At 54.3% G+C, this 15,830-nt stretch carries 21 protein-coding genes; 20 read left to right on the top strand and 1 reads right to left on the bottom strand.

Going from position 1 to position 15,830, the window contains the following annotated elements; translation table 11 throughout:
- Nucleotides 1-9: 9 nt before the first annotated feature.
- The 4 genes from IEV89_RS10300 to pilV are packed head-to-tail and all read left to right on the top strand — an operon-like array spanning nt 10 to nt 3,146.
- Nucleotides 10-600 carry a type 4 pilus major pilin gene (locus IEV89_RS10300; RefSeq protein ID WP_188473173.1) on the top strand — a complete coding sequence of 197 codons (591 nt, stop codon included), beginning with the start codon at nt 10-12 and terminating at the stop codon, nt 598-600.
- A gap of 6 nt (nt 601-606) precedes the next feature.
- Nucleotides 607-1,083 carry a lytic transglycosylase domain-containing protein gene (locus IEV89_RS10295; RefSeq protein ID WP_188473171.1) on the top strand — a complete coding sequence of 159 codons (477 nt, stop codon included), beginning with the start codon at nt 607-609 and terminating at the stop codon, nt 1,081-1,083.
- Nucleotides 1,080-1,760: a prepilin peptidase gene (locus IEV89_RS10290; protein ID WP_188473169.1), complete on the top strand. Its 681-nt coding sequence runs from the start codon at nt 1,080-1,082 to the stop codon at nt 1,758-1,760. Before IEV89_RS10295 ends, IEV89_RS10290 begins: the two co-directional genes overlap by 4 nt.
- Before the next feature lie 3 nt (nt 1,761-1,763).
- Nucleotides 1,764-3,146, top strand: coding sequence for a shufflon system plasmid conjugative transfer pilus tip adhesin PilV (gene pilV / locus IEV89_RS10285; protein ID WP_188473167.1), 1,383 nt, complete (start codon nt 1,764-1,766; stop codon nt 3,144-3,146).
- Between the two features lie 68 nt (nt 3,147-3,214).
- Here the strand turns inward: pilV and IEV89_RS10280 are convergent, their stop codons facing one another.
- Entirely contained in the window at nt 3,215-3,721 is a 507-nt protein-coding gene (locus tag IEV89_RS10280) for a DapH/DapD/GlmU-related protein (RefSeq protein ID WP_188473165.1), read from the bottom strand.
- 338 nt (nt 3,722-4,059) lie between these two features.
- Between IEV89_RS10280 and IEV89_RS10275 the strand changes: the two genes are divergently transcribed.
- From IEV89_RS10275 to IEV89_RS10200, 16 genes are all read left to right on the top strand, one after another.
- On the top strand, nt 4,060-4,905 hold the full coding sequence (locus IEV89_RS10275; RefSeq protein WP_188473163.1) for a plasmid transfer protein: 846 nt from the start codon (nt 4,060-4,062) through the stop codon (nt 4,903-4,905).
- A 12-nt stretch (nt 4,906-4,917) separates the two neighbouring features.
- Nucleotides 4,918-5,637 (top strand): TIGR03759 family integrating conjugative element protein, encoded by a 720-nt coding sequence (locus IEV89_RS10270; RefSeq protein WP_188473161.1) that lies wholly within the window; start codon nt 4,918-4,920, stop codon nt 5,635-5,637.
- Nucleotides 5,616-6,251, top strand: a complete 636-nt coding sequence (locus IEV89_RS10265) for a transglycosylase SLT domain-containing protein (protein WP_188473159.1) — start codon at nt 5,616-5,618, stop codon at nt 6,249-6,251. Before IEV89_RS10270 ends, IEV89_RS10265 begins: the two co-directional genes overlap by 22 nt.
- A complete protein-coding gene (locus tag IEV89_RS10260; protein WP_115060438.1) occupies nt 6,248-6,766 on the top strand; it encodes an integrating conjugative element protein in 519 nt (172 codons plus the stop codon). The genes IEV89_RS10265 and IEV89_RS10260 overlap by 4 nt, the downstream gene beginning before the upstream one ends.
- Entirely contained in the window at nt 6,763-7,350 is a 588-nt protein-coding gene (locus IEV89_RS10255) for a restriction endonuclease (RefSeq protein ID WP_188473157.1), read from the top strand. The genes IEV89_RS10260 and IEV89_RS10255 overlap by 4 nt, the downstream gene beginning before the upstream one ends.
- 10 nt (nt 7,351-7,360) lie before the next feature.
- Nucleotides 7,361-7,762 carry a hypothetical protein gene (locus tag IEV89_RS10250; RefSeq protein WP_188473155.1) on the top strand — a complete coding sequence of 134 codons (402 nt, stop codon included), beginning with the start codon at nt 7,361-7,363 and terminating at the stop codon, nt 7,760-7,762.
- Nucleotides 7,759-9,861, top strand: a complete 2,103-nt coding sequence (gene traD / locus IEV89_RS10245; RefSeq protein ID WP_188473153.1) for a type IV conjugative transfer system coupling protein TraD — start codon at nt 7,759-7,761, stop codon at nt 9,859-9,861. The genes IEV89_RS10250 and traD overlap by 4 nt, the downstream gene beginning before the upstream one ends.
- The gene (locus tag IEV89_RS10240; protein ID WP_188473151.1) at nt 9,861-10,613 is read left to right on the top strand and encodes a TIGR03747 family integrating conjugative element membrane protein; all 753 of its coding nucleotides are present in this window, start codon (nt 9,861-9,863) and stop codon (nt 10,611-10,613) included. The genes traD and IEV89_RS10240 overlap by 1 nt, the downstream gene beginning before the upstream one ends.
- A gap of 116 nt (nt 10,614-10,729) precedes the next feature.
- On the top strand, nt 10,730-11,098 hold the full coding sequence (locus IEV89_RS10235) for a hypothetical protein (RefSeq protein ID WP_229746439.1): 369 nt from the start codon (nt 10,730-10,732) through the stop codon (nt 11,096-11,098).
- 337 nt (nt 11,099-11,435) lie between these two features.
- A complete protein-coding gene (locus tag IEV89_RS10230; protein ID WP_188473147.1) occupies nt 11,436-11,753 on the top strand; it encodes an integrative conjugative element protein, RAQPRD family in 318 nt (105 codons plus the stop codon).
- Nucleotides 11,753-11,998, top strand: a complete 246-nt coding sequence (locus IEV89_RS10225; protein ID WP_188473145.1) for a TIGR03758 family integrating conjugative element protein — start codon at nt 11,753-11,755, stop codon at nt 11,996-11,998. The genes IEV89_RS10230 and IEV89_RS10225 overlap by 1 nt, the downstream gene beginning before the upstream one ends.
- 15 nt (nt 11,999-12,013) lie before the next feature.
- Entirely contained in the window at nt 12,014-12,364 is a 351-nt protein-coding gene (locus IEV89_RS10220; RefSeq protein WP_188473143.1) for a TIGR03745 family integrating conjugative element membrane protein, read from the top strand.
- A 9-nt stretch (nt 12,365-12,373) separates the two neighbouring features.
- The gene (locus tag IEV89_RS10215) at nt 12,374-12,748 is read left to right on the top strand and encodes a TIGR03750 family conjugal transfer protein (protein ID WP_047609041.1); all 375 of its coding nucleotides are present in this window, start codon (nt 12,374-12,376) and stop codon (nt 12,746-12,748) included.
- Nucleotides 12,745-13,404 (top strand): PFL_4703 family integrating conjugative element protein, encoded by a 660-nt coding sequence (locus IEV89_RS10210; protein ID WP_188473141.1) that lies wholly within the window; start codon nt 12,745-12,747, stop codon nt 13,402-13,404. The genes IEV89_RS10215 and IEV89_RS10210 overlap by 4 nt, the downstream gene beginning before the upstream one ends.
- Nucleotides 13,401-14,294 (top strand): TIGR03749 family integrating conjugative element protein, encoded by an 894-nt coding sequence (locus IEV89_RS10205; RefSeq protein WP_188473139.1) that lies wholly within the window; start codon nt 13,401-13,403, stop codon nt 14,292-14,294. Before IEV89_RS10210 ends, IEV89_RS10205 begins: the two co-directional genes overlap by 4 nt.
- Nucleotides 14,291-15,817, top strand: a complete 1,527-nt coding sequence (locus tag IEV89_RS10200) for a TIGR03752 family integrating conjugative element protein (protein WP_188473137.1) — start codon at nt 14,291-14,293, stop codon at nt 15,815-15,817. The genes IEV89_RS10205 and IEV89_RS10200 overlap by 4 nt, the downstream gene beginning before the upstream one ends.
- The last annotated feature ends 13 nt before the right edge of the window (nt 15,818-15,830 follow it).

Genomic DNA, 15,830 nt, shown 5'->3' with positions numbered 1-15,830 from the left:
GGATCTCTTATGTCAGCTCATCCGTTATCTGTTTCTGTTCGCCGCCCACCCCATCGCGGGTGGGGCATTATCGAGAATGGGACACTCGCCATCTTGGCCATCGTCGTTATTGTGTACGTCGTCAGTAAGCTGTGGGGGTTGTGGACGCAGAAAGACGTGGCAATGGAAATCACGAATTACCAAAGCATCATCACCTACGTCCGCGGCAATTTTAAGGGGAGCAGTGGGTATGACTTCACCAGTGCCGGCACGATGACCGGCACCGTGATTTCCGCAGGCGGTGCAAAGGGCATGACCATTCAGGGAGACGCGGCTTCCGGGTCTGCAACGATGACCAACACCTTCGGTGGTCAGGTGATACTGACGCCTGTCGCGGCAAACGGCTTCAACAATGGATTTTCCCTGTCTTCGGCAAAAATCCCGCAGGATGCGTGTATTTCTATCGCGCAGCAAATGGGTAACGGCGCCTATGCCAGCGTCAGCATTAACAGTTCGGCGCATACTGACGGCAACGTGTCTGCTGAAACGGCGGCCAAGGAATGCATCAAGGACAGCGGCGGTACGGGGCAGAACACGCTTACCTTTACTGTGAACGGGTAAAATTGCATGGCACGCGTTTTTTTCTTCCTGCTTCTGGTCGTGTGCCAGCCGGCGGCCGCATTTTGTTTTGATGCGGCCGGTGCCAAATACCACATTGACCCTCTGTTGTTAAAGGCCATTGCCCGGGGAGAAAGCAGCCTGAATCCCTCCGCCATTAACATTAACCGTGACAAACGGACCGGCCGTGCTCTGAGTAAGGATTACGGGCTGATGCAGGTCAACTCAACGCATATCCCGGAGCTTATTCGCGACGGGGTGATCACTCAAAAAAGCGATCTCCTCACGCGTCCCTGTCTCAATGTGCAAATCGGTACGCGGATTCTGGCGTCACATTTTCAGGTCTGTGGCATCAGTTGGAACTGTCTGGGCTCCTATAATGCCGGTTTTCGTAAAGACCGCCATGAAACGCGTGAGTCCTACGCCAACCGTATTTATGCCATCTATAAACGGATCCTGAAACAGGAAAAGGGAATAGTCATATGACCGAACCTGTCACAGTATTGACGATAGTGGGCCCCTGGCCGCTGTCGCTCCCGCTGTTTTGCCTTGCACTACTGTTCTTGCGTTATGAGACCGCTCAGGTAACGGACGTGATGAAGGATTACGGGCATCAGGCATTTTCTGAATCTGATGCTCGTGTTATCAAACAGCATATCTGGCTTCACGCCATTGCCCTGTGCGCAATAGTCATGCTGTCTTCACTCAGCAAACCGTTTGAGCTGATGACGTCGGTTATTTTTGTCGTATTTATCTTTCGGATGAGCCTCATCGACACCCTGACGGGATGGTTGCCTCGGGATTTTACCTGGCCGTTTACCGCCGCAGGTTTTTGCGTTGCCTGGGTTAATCAGTGTCTTCCTGCCCATGCGTTAACGTCCCTCATTCTGTTCAGCTTCGGTTGGTTCATCCGCGTTCTGGGAGAGCGTCTCGCTCAGCGGGAGGTGCTTGGGCTGGGCGACGTCTGGCTGGCCGCAGGTCTGGGCGCCTGGTTTGGTTCACCCCTCACGCTGTTTACTCTCATGGTGGGGCTGGTCGGTTTTATTCTCTGGCACGCCGGCTCGCGGGAGGCCTCCCGCGGGGGGCCCCTGGGACCTTGGCTGGGTTACGGGGCGCTGCTGTGCATGGCGCTCAACGTTTCAGATCCTTTATTCATGTGGTGACGTATGGCGACAAATTTTAAACGTGCTGACCGCGGCTGGACGATGATGAGTACTGGTATCGGACTGCTTATCCTCCTGGTGGTGGCAGTGTGGTCCATGGGGTATTACAACGACTATATTCAGCAACGCGGCTGGCAGGTCACGGCATCCCAACTGACCCGCTTCCGATCGTCCGTGAAAGCCTATGTGGGCCGCTACTATGACACTATTCTGTCCGCTGCAGGAACCACTGCACCGGTGATTATTACCCCTCAGATGCTTAAAAATACGGGGCTTATTGAACCCGGGTTCAGTAATACCACGGCTGACGGGCAGCAGATCAGTGCAGCTGTCACGCGCAATGCGACGAACACTGACCAACTGCAGGTGCTGGTGATCACCCAGGGCGGAGAAAGTTTACCGTATGCCGCATTGCGACAGATCTCTGTCGATATTGATAGCCTGGGTGCGTACGTCTGGAAAAGTACCAATGTGACCGGCGCGATGGAGAGCTGGAGCGTGCCCTTAGCTAGCTTTGGCGTCAGCACGTCCAGCGGGCACGTCGGGGCGCTTATCCCTTCTGATGAACTGGGTGTGGCCCGGGAGGAGAGTGACCGCCTGTACCGTTTTTCGGTGACAGGAAAACCTGACCTGAACCGCATGCATACGAGCATTGATATGGGGAGTAACAACCTCAACAATACCAATACGGTCAACGCGCAGACGGGAAACTTTAGTGGCAATGTTACTGCTGCCGGTACAGTTCAGGGGGGAAATGTGAATGCAACTTCCAACGTAACGGCCAACAATAGTATTACAGCGGGAAACGCCATCACCGCTGGCAGTGATATCCGCAGTAATAATGGGTGGCTGATAACCCGAGACAGTAAAGGTTGGCTCAATGAAACACATGGAGGTGGTTTTACTATGACTGATAATGACTGGGTACGAGCCATCAATGATAAAAATATCTATACGGGTGGGCAGGTCAGAGGAGGAAGTGTTCGAGCCGATGGACGCTTGTCTGCTGGGGAGACTTTGCAATTAGATCAAGTCAATAATGTAGGCTGGGGATGTGCGCCAAATGGCTTAGTAAGTCGCGATGCGTCAGGTGCTGTTTTATCTTGTCAATCTGGCGTGTGGACTGCATCTGCAAAAATGAAAGATTTCCAACTGGTTTCCGGCGCTGCCGCATGTGGTAGATATGTTCTCTCCACCGCATATTGCCCTGCTGGTAAGCAGATGCTCTCCGGCGGTTATGTGTTGTCGCGTTGGGGGGGAGATGGCTGGAATGCTCCAGACACAAATACTCCTTCCCCTGATGGTAATGGTTGGCAAATTTACACTGGGGGAGGGGTTGTCGGTGGGTCATGTATCACTGCAGTAGCTTGGTGTGCTACTAACTAAGTAGTTATTAAGTGCCCCAGCAGAAAGCATGTTCGATTGTTTCATGCTGGGTTATTTTCTAATAATTCTTAAAGATTGCGTTTAAATACTGCCGGACAACCAGCGAACAACACATTCTCGGGTACATCAGATTTCACAACGCTGTTAGCAGCAATTACACTGTTGCGACCTATTTGAACCCCTGGTAGTACAACAACACCTGCACCAATCCAGACATTATCTCCAATAACGATTGGTGAAGAAATTATGTCAGTATTTCTGAATGCTGGATCGACGGGATGTGTGACAGATGTCAATGTCACATTTGGGCCTATTAATGTATTACAACCTATTGAGATATTATTGTTATCGAGGAAAATACAGCCAGCATTTATATAGACGTTGTCATGAATTTTTATACGTCCAAATTCATAAAAAAATGGCGGTATTATCGAACTATTTCCTTCAAAGACTATTTCTGATTTTGAAAGGATTTTGTTGCGTTTTTTTGATTCTAAGTGACTAACATTGAAAATGTTTCTAGCTCGTGCAGGCTTGATGACTTTGCAATAACCAGATAAATAGTAAATCAGCATATTTTAAGCCCAGAATGATATCAACAGTACCGATTATCCTTACTATTTTTTGAATGAATTCACTGAACAACTCATCAATTCAATTGCTTATCGATGCATTGCCCGATTCAGTGCATTTGAGTTTTAATCTTGAAACGTTGCAAAATCAGCGTGAGAATTCGAAGTATCAAAGTGGGGTGTGGCGATTATTACAGCCCAACCCATAATGCCAAAGACCGTCTGCTGGTCCGCTCACTTTAACGGCTAATTTTTAAATGGCGATGTTTACTTAAATATCGCCTTATTCCTCCTATTTTTGCACCTTACACCTTTCTGAACCCTTGAAAGGATGACGTGCAATGACCCCCGAAACATTGCCTGAGCAAGAACCGACATCAGGCCCCGGGAGCGCTGACAGCACCGGTGAGCCACATTCCACTCCCGCCCGGCGTCCAGTGTTTCCGATGAATAACCCTCAATGGCTAAAACGCGTTGCCATCGGCGTTGCGGCAATCGTTATTATTGCGCCTGGCATATTGAGCCTGGTGCTGTATCAGCAACTGAGCACGATGGACATCCGGCTTAATTCTCTCGAAGCCGCATTTCGCAGCGGTCAACTGAGTCAGCTTTCGTCCTCAGTGGCCACGCTGGAAAAACACGTTGCTGAGCAAGATGAACGCTTTGCGCTAAAAGAAGGCGTGGTGAAAGGGATGAGTACGCTCGGTAACACGTTGGACGGAAAAATCGCCGGTCAGAACCAAAAAATCGGGCAGTTAGAAAGCCAAATCGATGAGCAGAAAAAAGCGCTTCAGTATGAGCTTGATAATGGTCAGGCGAGCGCACTCGAGTTTTCCTCCCTCAAAGCCACTGTCGATGCCCTCAAAGTGAGCCAGGCTCAAAAACCTCCCGCTGCCGCTTTAGGCGGTGCGGTGACCTCTGGAAAAAAACATAAAACTAGTGCCTCAAAAAAGTCTCTGCGGTCAGCCAGAACTGTGCCACTGGCTGCGCCGTTTATCCTGACGGGCATTGAGCAGCGGGGCGGTCAGAATTTTGCTGTCATTGCGCCGCAGGGCGCTACGAACTTATCTCAGATGCAACTTTTGTCGCCGGGCGATTCTGCCTGGGGATGGCAGCTGCGCAGCATTGAGGGCAATCAGGCAGTGTTCTCTGTGAACGGTATACCACAGCGCCTCAGCGCGCAGTAAACAGGAGTCGTGATGAAAATCAGTCGCGTAGCAATGCTGTTCATATTGTTGGCAACGGGTGCCGCCAGAGCTGATACCGTCAACAGCGCAACCAGCACCACGTCAACCGCAAGTAGTCTTCAGGATAAGTCTCTCCAGTCTCAGTCACAGCAATCAGCCCAGCAGTGGGGGCTCAGTGATACAGAGTGGCAGAAGTATCAGCAACTGAAACAGGGTAAGCGAGGGATCCAGTCTCCCGGGCTTGACCCACTGACCACGCTGGGTGTTGAAAGCGACAGCGTTTCAGAACGCCGTCGGCTCGCGGAACTGTGGGTTAAAGAAGAATACCAGCGCACGGAAAAGGAGCTGGCGTTTCAGCGGGAAGTGAACGCGGCGTGGAGTCGTCTGTACCCTAATGCGCTGTCGGTCAATATGGGGAATGCCTCCGGGCTAGCCCATGACACTAACGGGCGCATGGCGTTGTTCGTTCGCGACAACTGTGAGCGCTGTGATGCGCGCCTCGCCGCGGTATTGGCCGACAATCGCCCGGTTGATATCTATCTGGTGGGCAGCGATGGCAAAGATGACACGGTGCGCAAATGGGCGGTCAGCCACAACATTCCGGTGGACCGGGTCAGAAGTCGTCAAATCACACTGAATCACGATCGCGGATTGTGGCTGACCTACGGTCAGGGGCAAATGCCGGTGATCCTGCAGCAAGGGGAAAACGGATGGCAACTCGCCGCATTCTGATGTCAGCACTGTTAATGCTGCCGCTGTGCGGCGTTGCGAAAAGCGTTCAGCCGCTTCAGCAAATTCCGCCCGCCTATCATCAGATTGCGGCAGCGGCACGGGTGCCGGCAGAATCCTTATATTCCCTGGCCCTGACCGAAAGCTCCCGGCGGCTTTCGTATGGCGAACGCCCGTGGCCCTGGACAATTAATGTGGCGGGCAAAGGCTATCGTTTTGAGACCCGCGAAGCCGCCTGGCAGTCCCTGCTGCAATTTGTCCGGAAATACCCGCTCAAACGCATCGACGTCGGTATTGCTCAGGTCAACCTGGGGTGGAATGGCCATCTGTTTACCTCCTTTTATGAAGCCTTCGACCCGTACACCAACCTGCGCGTCGCGGCTAACATTCTTCGAACCTGCTATGACGCCAGTCCGGGGAGCTGGATTAAAGCGGCAGGGTGTTACCACCACCCGGCCGGCGGTAAAGCCGCGGCCACCTACATAGCGATCGTGCGCCGTAAGCTCGACACCCTGGCCCCCGTTCAGCAAGCCTCTGACACACATTATCTGATGCCGACGCCGCTGAAGGGAGTTGCGCTGGCCAGTAATCAACTCACCTGGATAGAGCCCAAATGAAATTCTTAAAAATGATGGTATTGATGTGCGCTGTGGGGTGTTCAACGGCGGGGTATTCGGCGTTGACTGTGGTGGGAGACCTCGGGGGAGAGCCAACGGATACCTATTTTGATGCGGTGAATGACCAGCCCGGTGAATTTACGCCGCCGGAATCAGTGGATCAGCCTCAGGCGCCCGCGCAGGTCTCTGTGGCGTCTGCATTACCCGTCCGCACGCCTGAGCTTTCACCCGGTGCAGTGATGCCCAGAAAACTCACCCTCCCTGGGATGCCGCCCGTTTTTATTATCGGCGATGATGACCTGTCCAGGCAGTGGCTGGCTCAGCGCAGGGTCGAGCTTACGCGTCTCAATGCCACCGGATTTGTGGTGAACGTTGCCGACCAGGACCGCCTGAAGGCGTTACAGGCATTGCTCCCGGGAAGCGATATGGTGCCGGTTTCCGGCAGTGACCTGGCTCGCCGTTTGCAACTGACCCACTACCCGCTGATCATTACCGAGAAAGGGCTTACACAATGAGTCCTGCACTTACGGGGGGCCAGATTCTCAGTGCCCTGCGGCAAGGCGTGCCGGGATGGTGGTTGAGCGTTCTGCTACTTCCTCTGGCATTCATGCTGCTGCCGTTTCTCTTTGGCACGGCAAGTCAGCGCCGCCACCGACGTTATCAGCGTCAGGCCGCACGTATTCTTGTCCGCCTCCCGCAACTGAGGGATGACGCTGCCAGGCTGGTTTACCTTCGAAAAATCAATCCCTATGTATTTGAAGAAATGCTTATGACGGCGTTTGCCCGTCAGGGATGTCGGATAAAGCGAAATGCCCGCTACAGCGGCGACGGCGGGGTCGATGGACAGGTCTGGATTAATGGCCAGCGCTGGTTAATACAGGCAAAACGCTATTCCAGCTGCATTTCGTCCGGGCATGTCCTGGACTTTGGGGCGATGGTACGTCAGGAGCGCTGTCGGGGATTCTTTGTACATACCGGGCGAACCGGGGAGGTCAGCCGCGAAGCGTTGCGCGCCGTACCCGACGTTTCGCTTATCAGCGGCAATCGTCTGTTAAAACTGCTGTCCGGTAACGCCGGCTGGCAATACATCGATCAGTGAGAGACCGGTTATGACATCCCCTCAATCCTTTATTTCAAAATTCAATCGACTGCGACAGCTGGGCTTTGGTCGTCTTGAAGCATTTGCATTCCTTATGGTCGATCCATTTCGTTATGGGCTAAGCCTGTTTTGGCGGGTGTGTGTCGCAGTGCCTTTCTTCTTAATTGGTGCGTCGACGTTCGGCTTCTGGCTTTTCCTTCCTGTGGGACAACTTGTTGACGTGGCCAGAATAGTTCTGGGAGATCACTACCTGATGAATCAAATAGGGAAGTGCGTCATTCTCTTTAGCGTACTGCTGGAGGGAATATGCTACGTCTGGAGTATGAATACGTCATTGCTAAAACCGGTTGTGAGCGCGGTATCAACGGGAGAGATAAGGGGTAGCGATAACCTGAAGGACAAACAGCGATGAGCGACCGTTATGTCATGGAATCCCTTTTGCGACCTGCCGTAGAGCTGTATACGGCAGGGACTGCCTGGAGCGCAACCTACATCTGCCTGACGGCCCCTTGGGCTGTTGCCCTGGCCCCTTCAGTCAGCTGGGTCACCGCCGCCGGATTTGGCGTGTTGGCTCTTCAGCGTACCCGTCAAGGACTGCGTATCCTGCGTTACCGTCGCAATATTAAGCGGTTGCCGCGCTATGAGTTGAGCAGCCGGCAAATCCCCGTCAGCCAGAGGTATTTGTTCCTGGGCCGCGGATTTCAGTGGACGCAAAAACACACGCAACGTCTGCTGGAGGCAAGACGACCTGAAGCGGAACATTATGTTCAGCCTTCCGTTATCTATCGCATGGCTCGCGACCTGGAGAAACGGCTGGAATACAGCCTGCCGTGGCTGTGTCGTCTGACGCAGACTGACTCAATATTCAATCCTGCACGGCCCTTACCGCCAGTGGGAGGCAGTCCTGTTTATCACGGTGTCGAACCTGATGAGAGTGACGTGCTGTATGACCTTGGCGAGCGGGTGGGGCATACGCTGGTGATCGGTACCACCCGCGTGGGCAAAACCCGTCTGGCCGAGGTGCTGGTCACCCAAGACATTCGCCGCGGTGATGTCACGGTAATGTTTGACCCCAAGGGGGACGCAGACTTGCTCAAACGCATGTATGCAGAAGCCCGGAGAGCGGGCAGGGAGAATGAGTTTTACGTCTTTCACCTGGGGTGGCCAGACGTCAGCGCACGGTATAACGCCATCGGCCGCTTTAGCCGCATCTCTGAAGTGGCTTCACGCGTCGCAGGGCAGCTGTCCGGTGAAGGGAACTCAGCGGCGTTTCGTGAATTCGCCTGGCGTTTTGTGAATATCATCACCCGGGCGCTGGTGGCACTTGGACAGCGTCCTGACTACACCCTTATCCTGCGCTACGTCACCAACATTGGTGAGCTCTATGAAACCTACGTAGAAAATATGCTGGCCTCGAAGGCGCCTCACCTGCTGATGCAGGTAGAGAATTTGCTGTCTTCGGGCATGCTCAAAGAAAAAGACTTGCCGCGAAACATGCAGGGACAGGCCAACGCGATGCGGGTATGGGCCATTGAGATGACATTGAGCACGGATGAAGGGAAGAAACTGTGGGATCCGGTACTGGACGGACTGCGGAGCGCAGTTCGCTATGACCGAACCTATTTTGATAAAATCGTGGCCTCCCTGTTGCCCCTGCTGGAGAAACTGACCACGGGCAAGACGGCGGCGCTGCTGGCTCCGGATTACAACGATATGGACGATAAGCGTCCCATCTTTGACTGGCAGGAAGTGATCCGCAAGAAAGGGATTGTGTATGTCGGCCTCGATGCACTGTCGGATTCGGAGGTCGCATCGGCCGTTGGCAACAGCATGTTTGCAGATCTGGTTTCTGTCGCCGGCCATATTTATAAATTTGGTCTGGCAGATGAAACCGGCTCCGCTTCGCAAAAGAAAGTCCCTATCAATCTGCACTGCGACGAATTCAATGAGCTGATGGGGGATGAGTTCATCCCGCTTATCAACAAGGGGGGCGGTGCCGGTATCCAGGTGACGGCGTACACCCAAACCCTCTCTGATATTGAGGCCCGCGTAGGGAGCCGTGCGAAGGCGAATCAGGTTGTCGGTAACTTCAACTCCCTGATTATGCTGCGGGTACGTGAGAACAGTACGGCGGAGCTGCTGACCAGTCAGTTGCCAGAAGTCGATGTGTACAATAAAACCCTCACCTCCGGCGTGACCGACGTGTCGCGCCCTGGTGAGGGAACCGATTTTAACAGTAACGTGCAGGATCAGGTGACGCTGGCCAGAATGCCGATGATCACACCGGCGGATATCATCAACCTGCCTAAGGGGCAGGCATTTGCTCTGCTGGGAGGGGGGCGGTTGTGGAAAATCCGGATGCCGTTACCGGGGAGCGGTAACGACCCACTGATGCCGGAAAGCATCAGCCGCATCGCAGAATACATGCAACAGAATTATCGCACCGGCGAAACCTGGTGGACGGGCAGCGCCTTACCTTCTGATGCCCTGGCGGCATCTGCGGAGGGATAATGGCCGAGGAGAAAGTTCAGCAGAGACAGCAGACGGCTCCACCCAAGCAGCCCGGTCTGTTCATTACCCTGTTCTGGCTGATGCCCTGGAAGGTGATTGGGATATTACTGGCCTCTCTTCTGGTCAGCCTGCTTATCGAATATGCCGGCATGACGTTTATCTGGGCGGGTGAGGGTGCCGCACACAGCCGACGAGTCATGCTAACGGAAAGCGGTTATTTGTCTGAAGGCTTTACCCGCAGCCTGATACTCTCACAGCCGGTGACAGTCATCAGCGCGTGGATACAACAGGCGTACCAATGGATTTTTGTGGATACCGGATTTATCAGCTGGGTGAACACCGCCCGCAGCGTGCACAGTCAGGGCGGTACAGTAGAGACGCTTAGCCGGGCTGGTAGCTGGCTGGCGAGGGCATTGTGGGAGTATTTACAGGCCACGGTGTATGTAACGATTATCTTCGCCATTCGCGTGGCTATCCTGGTGTTATCAGTACCGCTATTTATCATGGTCAGCGTTATTGGCATTGTTGACGGCCTCGTTCGTCGGGATTTACGTCGATACGGCGCTGGTTATGAGTCCAGCTTTGTTTACCATCACGCGAAGCGTTACGTGAAACCGGCAATGTACGGCCCCTGCATGCTCTATCTTGCGTGGCCGACGGCGGTATGGCCTAATTTGCTGCTGTTACCCTCGGCGATTATGTTGGGTTTTGTGCTGACGGTCGTGACCGGTGCATTCAAGAAGTATCTCTAAATACCCGGCTATACCAGATTGGAGACTATTTTCGAACAGCGACCCTTAACACTACAATCAATTAATTGAAGATTTTCAGGCGGAAACTGTTAAAATTTCAAGAAAATTAAACCGTTATGGGAAGTAACTTTATGAGATTAAGAATATCCCTCTTAGTAATGATTCTTGCCTGCGCAGGGTGTGCGACAAATGTCCCAACAACTCTTACTTTAAGTGATCCAGGACATCGAAGTATTAATAATAAAACAGCGTTGACAGACATAGGAACTGCGAGTCTTTGTGCAAAAAATATGCTTAATGCCTCACCAGCAGATGCAGCTCAAGACATCGCGGTCAAAATGAGTGGTTCTGGTGACAATATCACTGTAGATGTAAATGCCACATTGCTTGATTTTGGCTACTGGCATTCGCAACTGCCCATTTCTTATCGTTGTATATATTCCGATGGCGTGCTGAAGAGTGGTAGTTTTACCAAAGGGTTATAATAGAAAGTAAAAGCCATGTCGGCTGCTAAGTATTGAATGCCGACATGCACCCACCATTGAACATTCGCACGTACAAGCAACCAGGACAGGGATTATTCGCTTATAGCATCCAGTCTTGGATCGCTTTATTTCAACATGTAAGTCATTAGCTGAATTTCTGCACCTCACTCACCTTTAAGGCAAGTCAGAACCAATCACACATACTGATGTTTGGTGTCCTGCATGGCTAACCCTTGTGTTTATTTAATTTTCTCCCCGCTATAAACACTTTCCTGCTGCTCTCCCTGTTCGGTTGCGTCAGTCTTTCCCCGCAACCTTAAACACACAGGAGAGCGTCATGCGCCCAACCCCCGGATTCTGCATACTGCTGCTGGCTATGTGCAGCTTCAGCACGTTCCCGACGCAGGCTTCCGAAAAAGATGAACTGGCCCTGGTGATGCGTCAGCTTGATCAGGTTCAGGCCGGCCTGGACAGGGCCCGCGTTGTAGCCAACCAGAATGGTCAGGATGCCCGTTTCTATTTCGATTACCTCAGTGCGACCCGCGACATCACCACGATGAAGCAGGGCATAGCGCGCTATCTGGAACCTTCCCGCGCTCAGCCTTCGATACCGATGTCAGTCACCGGCCAGTACCGCGGCGAGGAGGATCGCTAATGTCCATGACCAGCAGTCAGCTGTCAGGCTGGAGTGCCGGCACCGGCGGCGGCATGGAGCCGTCTGCTCTCAACTTGCTGATTTTAGGCCTGCTGGGGGCTGTGCTCTTTCTGTTCGTTGCCTGGGTGCTGGTGACGGCCTATCGCGGCGTGTCTGACAAATCCATTCCTATGAGCAAGCTGCCGGAGTCGGCCATCCGCCTGGTGGTTCTTCTACTCGTAACACTCTTCCTGTTTTTCCACTGAAGTAAGGATAATTCTATGAAGTTAATGACATTTTTTCGTAACAATTTTTCCCTGCTGGCAGGCAGCACCCTTTTTTATATCGGTAATGCCCTGGCTGACCTTCCGCCCATTGAGCAGCCTTCATCAGGAGGCGGGAGCGGTACCTATGCCACCATCAAAGGCTATTTGCGCGACGGTCTGACGCTGGGCGGTCTGATTATTGCGGCCGTGGCCTTTATTGTTGTCGCTAATGCGGCAATCAGCTGCTTCCATCACGTCCGTCAGGGTAAGGCGACCTGGACGGAGTTCGGCACCTTCGTGATTATTGGCGTCATCTTGCTGGTCGTCGTTATCTGGCTGGTCACCAAATCCAGCGACATCATCTGAGGAGGCGGTATGGCCGTTATCGAGTTTTTACCTGACCGTCTGAATACCCCGCCCGTCGTCTGGAGAGGCTTCACCGCCGGAGAGTTTCTTCTGGCGGCCGCGGTGGGTTTTGTACTCGGTATTCCGGTCTCTCTTCCTCTGGTCTTCATCCCTGCAGTCGGCTGGATTGCGATCCCGACCTGCATGCTGATTATGCCCATCATCGTGGTGTTTATCGGCGGGCGCTGGGTCAGCAATTACAAACGCGGAAAACCGGACAACTATCTGTGGCGTCGTCTGGAGGAGCTGCGCGCCCGCGCCGGACTTTTTCGGGGGCTGATCGTCCACAGCCGGGCATGGGCGCTGCGGCGTACGCGCCCGGTTAAACGGGGAGCAAGTCAATGAGCCGTTTTCGCAATGCGGTGAGCGCACGCGACAACCATATTTTTACCCTTCGGTTAATGTGCGGCATGTTGTTTGTCGCGCTGCTGACAGCCAGCACCGGCTGGATGCTGGCACCTCGTAACCTGACCATCCACAATCCGCCCGATCTGCGGTCGGGCAGTACCAAAAAATGGTGGGAAGTGCCGCCGTCAACGGTGTACAGCTTTGCCTTTTACATTTTCCAGCAGCTCAATGCCTGGCCCAAAGACGGGGAGGTGGACTATCCGGCAAAGATTGCCCAGATGAGTCCTTTCCTGACGCCTGCCTGCCAGGATTTTTTGAATAAGGATGCCGAATTTCGCACCAACAGCGGCGAGCTGAAAGACCGCGTGCGTGTGGTTTACGAGATCCCGAAGCGCGGTTACAGCAGTAGAAGCGTGGAGATCAAATCCGAGGATGAATGGGTGGCCCGCCTTGATCTGGTGGCGGACGAGTATTACCACACCGAACCGGTTAAGCGGGCGATGGTGCGTTATCCGATAAAGGTGATCCGCTGGGAGGGCGACCCTGAGCGTAATCCGTTTGGGCTGGCCATGGACTGCTATGACGGTGTGCCGCAGCGTCTGGAGGCTATGCCTGTCCAGGCACCGGAGAAGAAAACGGGGGTATTCCAGTGAAATTAAACGTCCTGGTAGCCGGTGGGTTACTGATAGCAACGGCCGGTGCCGCCCATGCCGTGGAGCTGATGAAGTGGGAACGGATCCCTCTGCAGATACCCCTCAACGTGGGGCAGGAGCGGATCGTGTTCGTGGACAAAAACGTGCGGGTGGGTTTTCCACCTTCCCTTAACGGCAAGCTGCGGGTGCAGAGCAGCGGAGGGGCGGTCTATCTGGATGCCACCGACGCGTTTCCTCTGACGCGCCTGCAGTTGCAGAACAAGGAAAACGGCGAAATTATCCTGCTCGACGTCAGTGCGGCGGCGGGGAAAGCAACCCGTGAGCCGGTTCAGGTGGTCTATGACGGTGAGGTGTCGTCAGCCTCTGCCAGCGATAAAACCCAGGTCAGCGGTGCCGGCAACAGCGGGCAGCCGGCAACCACTCAGGGGGAGGGGACAACAGAACGACGTAAACCGGCGAAGCTGAATGCGCCGCTACCTGTGGTGCTGACCCGCTATGCCGCGCAAAGCCTTTATGGGCCGCTGCGGACGGTTGAAACGGTGCCGGGCATCAGTACAGTCGCCCTGAAATTGCCGTCCCGGATCACGACCCTTTATCCCTCAGCGCCGGTGATGGTCAGCCCGCTGGCCGCCTGGACCCTCAATGGTTACAGCGTGGTGGCTCTGCAGGTACGCAATACGTCGGCGGCAAAAGTCATTCTCGATCCCCGTGAACTGGACGGGCAATTTGTGTCGGCGACGTTCCAGCACCGGTGGTTAGGAAATGCCGGGACGCCGGAAGATACCACGGTATTGTATCTGGTGGTTCAAGGCCGTCCTGAAGGGGCTTTCCTGGCCGAGCCCGCCGTGACGCCCATTCATGCCAAAAAGTCGCGGAGTTCCCGTCAATGAAAATCAAATCCAATGGTTTAGTCAAACTCATGGTGCCTCTGGCCATCCTTGGCGCGGTGTTTATCGGCGTCAAATCCTGCTCATCAGGCGGTGGCGAGAAGAAAGCGCAGACCACGGCCGGAACGGTCGTGCCTGACCTGACTCCGGAGGACATGAAGGCCATGGGCATCGAGGGGGACACGCCGCAGGATACCCTGAGAACGCTGGTCGGCAGCCTGAAGACGGTGACCAAACGGCAAAATCAGCTCGATGCGGACAACAAAAGCCTGGCGGAGGAAAACAAGAACCTGAAGCAGACTAACCAGAACGTCGATGAGCGCATTAATCAGGCGGTGGTCAACGCGCAGTCCGTGGCTGACAAGGAGCAGAGCCAACTGAAGAATCAGGTGCAGGATCTGACGTCGAAAATTGGCGGCCTCATGCAGCAGTTACAGGAAAAAGGCAGCCGTACCCAGGAGACGGTGACAGGAAATTCCTCCACGGTTGGCAGCGATATCCCTGTGGGATTAGGCCTCGAGGGTGGCGGCACTCCCGCCTCCGCGCCTGGCAGCGACGGCCTCCAGTGGATTGAGCCGAAAGACGGCGTTGCCGTCGATGCCAGCGGCAAACACCTCGGTGAGGGAAATACCAATGCCGCCAGCGGGTTCTCCTTTGCCACCTCTTTTATGGACGATAACGCCATTACTCGCCAGAAAGCGGAGCTGGCCAATAAAACGAATACCGGCCAGACGCTGAGCGGCAATAAAGCCGCCGAAGGGCCGGTAGACCCGGTGTATACCCTTCCTGAGAACTCTACCTTAATCGGCCGTCGGGCGATGACCGCGCTGCTAGGCCGCGTTCCCATCGATGGGAAAGTGACTGACCCTTACCCCTTCAAGGTGCTGATAGGAAAAGACAACCTGACCGCAAACGGCATCGATCTGCCGGATGTGCAGGGGGCTGTCGTATCCGGTACGGCGACAGGAGACTGGACGCTGTCGTGCGTGCGCGGCTCAGTGACCAGCATTACGTTTGTGTTTTCAGACGGTACCGTACGCACCCTGCCAAGGCCTGCCGGGCAGGCTGACAGTCAGGGTGGAGGCCAGGGTGAAAGCAACGGGAGTGCAAGCAGTATTGGCTGGCTGTCTGATGAAAACGGTATTCCGTGCCTTTCCGGTGAGCGTAAATCCAACGCCTCGACTTACCTGCCGACGCTCTTTGCGCTGGGGGCCAGCAGCGCGGCGGGTGATGCCCTGGCTCAGAACCAGAACAGCACGCAGACCAACGGATATGGCGGGGTGACCTCTACGCTGACGGGGGATGCCGGGCAGGCCGTGTTGGGCAAGGCCTTGTCCGGGGGCATGCGGGATACGGCGGACTGGGTGAAAGCCCGCTATGGCCAAACCTTTGATGCCATTTACGTGCCGCCGGGTATGAAGGTGGCGATCCATATCACCAAACAGCTTGCCATTGATTATGAAGAGAAGGGCCGCAAGGTGAACTATGGCTTTAGTCTGAGCCAGGCCGGTACCGGTCTTGATTAAGGAGGGATGTCGG

The organism is Hafnia psychrotolerans, from assembly GCF_014639435.1.
Taxonomy (GTDB): domain Bacteria; phylum Pseudomonadota; class Gammaproteobacteria; order Enterobacterales; family Enterobacteriaceae; genus Ewingella; species Ewingella psychrotolerans.
The sequence above is the reverse complement of the archived record's forward strand: the minus strand, read 5'-3'. Positions and strand labels throughout refer to the sequence as shown.

Bases quoted from the DNA above. Each gene is read 5' to 3' on its own strand.
- IEV89_RS10290 (WP_188473169.1), top strand. From the start codon at position 1,080: ATGACCGAACCTGTCACAGTATTGACGATAGTGGGCCCCTGGCCGCTG.
- pilV (WP_188473167.1), top strand. From the start codon at position 1,764: ATGGCGACAAATTTTAAACGTGCTGACCGCGGCTGGACGATGATGAGT.
- IEV89_RS10275 (WP_188473163.1), top strand. From the start codon at position 4,060: ATGACCCCCGAAACATTGCCTGAGCAAGAACCGACATCAGGCCCCGGG.
- IEV89_RS10210 (WP_188473141.1), top strand. From the start codon at position 12,745: ATGAGCCGTTTTCGCAATGCGGTGAGCGCACGCGACAACCATATTTTT.
- traD (WP_188473153.1), top strand. From the start codon at position 7,759: ATGAGCGACCGTTATGTCATGGAATCCCTTTTGCGACCTGCCGTAGAG.
- IEV89_RS10215 (WP_047609041.1), top strand. From the start codon at position 12,374: ATGGCCGTTATCGAGTTTTTACCTGACCGTCTGAATACCCCGCCCGTC.
- IEV89_RS10280 (WP_188473165.1), bottom strand. From the start codon at position 3,721: ATGCTGATTTACTATTTATCTGGTTATTGCAAAGTCATCAAGCCTGCA.
- IEV89_RS10220 (WP_188473143.1), top strand. From the start codon at position 12,014: ATGAAGTTAATGACATTTTTTCGTAACAATTTTTCCCTGCTGGCAGGC.
- IEV89_RS10200 (WP_188473137.1), top strand. From the start codon at position 14,291: ATGAAAATCAAATCCAATGGTTTAGTCAAACTCATGGTGCCTCTGGCC.
- IEV89_RS10255 (WP_188473157.1), top strand. From the start codon at position 6,763: ATGAGTCCTGCACTTACGGGGGGCCAGATTCTCAGTGCCCTGCGGCAA.
- IEV89_RS10250 (WP_188473155.1), top strand. From the start codon at position 7,361: ATGACATCCCCTCAATCCTTTATTTCAAAATTCAATCGACTGCGACAG.
- IEV89_RS10225 (WP_188473145.1), top strand. From the start codon at position 11,753: ATGTCCATGACCAGCAGTCAGCTGTCAGGCTGGAGTGCCGGCACCGGC.
- IEV89_RS10240 (WP_188473151.1), top strand. From the start codon at position 9,861: ATGGCCGAGGAGAAAGTTCAGCAGAGACAGCAGACGGCTCCACCCAAG.
- IEV89_RS10230 (WP_188473147.1), top strand. From the start codon at position 11,436: ATGCGCCCAACCCCCGGATTCTGCATACTGCTGCTGGCTATGTGCAGC.
- IEV89_RS10235 (WP_229746439.1), top strand. From the start codon at position 10,730: ATGGGAAGTAACTTTATGAGATTAAGAATATCCCTCTTAGTAATGATT.
- IEV89_RS10300 (WP_188473173.1), top strand. From the start codon at position 10: ATGTCAGCTCATCCGTTATCTGTTTCTGTTCGCCGCCCACCCCATCGC.
- IEV89_RS10260 (WP_115060438.1), top strand. From the start codon at position 6,248: ATGAAATTCTTAAAAATGATGGTATTGATGTGCGCTGTGGGGTGTTCA.
- IEV89_RS10270 (WP_188473161.1), top strand. From the start codon at position 4,918: ATGAAAATCAGTCGCGTAGCAATGCTGTTCATATTGTTGGCAACGGGT.
- IEV89_RS10295 (WP_188473171.1), top strand. From the start codon at position 607: ATGGCACGCGTTTTTTTCTTCCTGCTTCTGGTCGTGTGCCAGCCGGCG.
- IEV89_RS10265 (WP_188473159.1), top strand. From the start codon at position 5,616: ATGGCAACTCGCCGCATTCTGATGTCAGCACTGTTAATGCTGCCGCTG.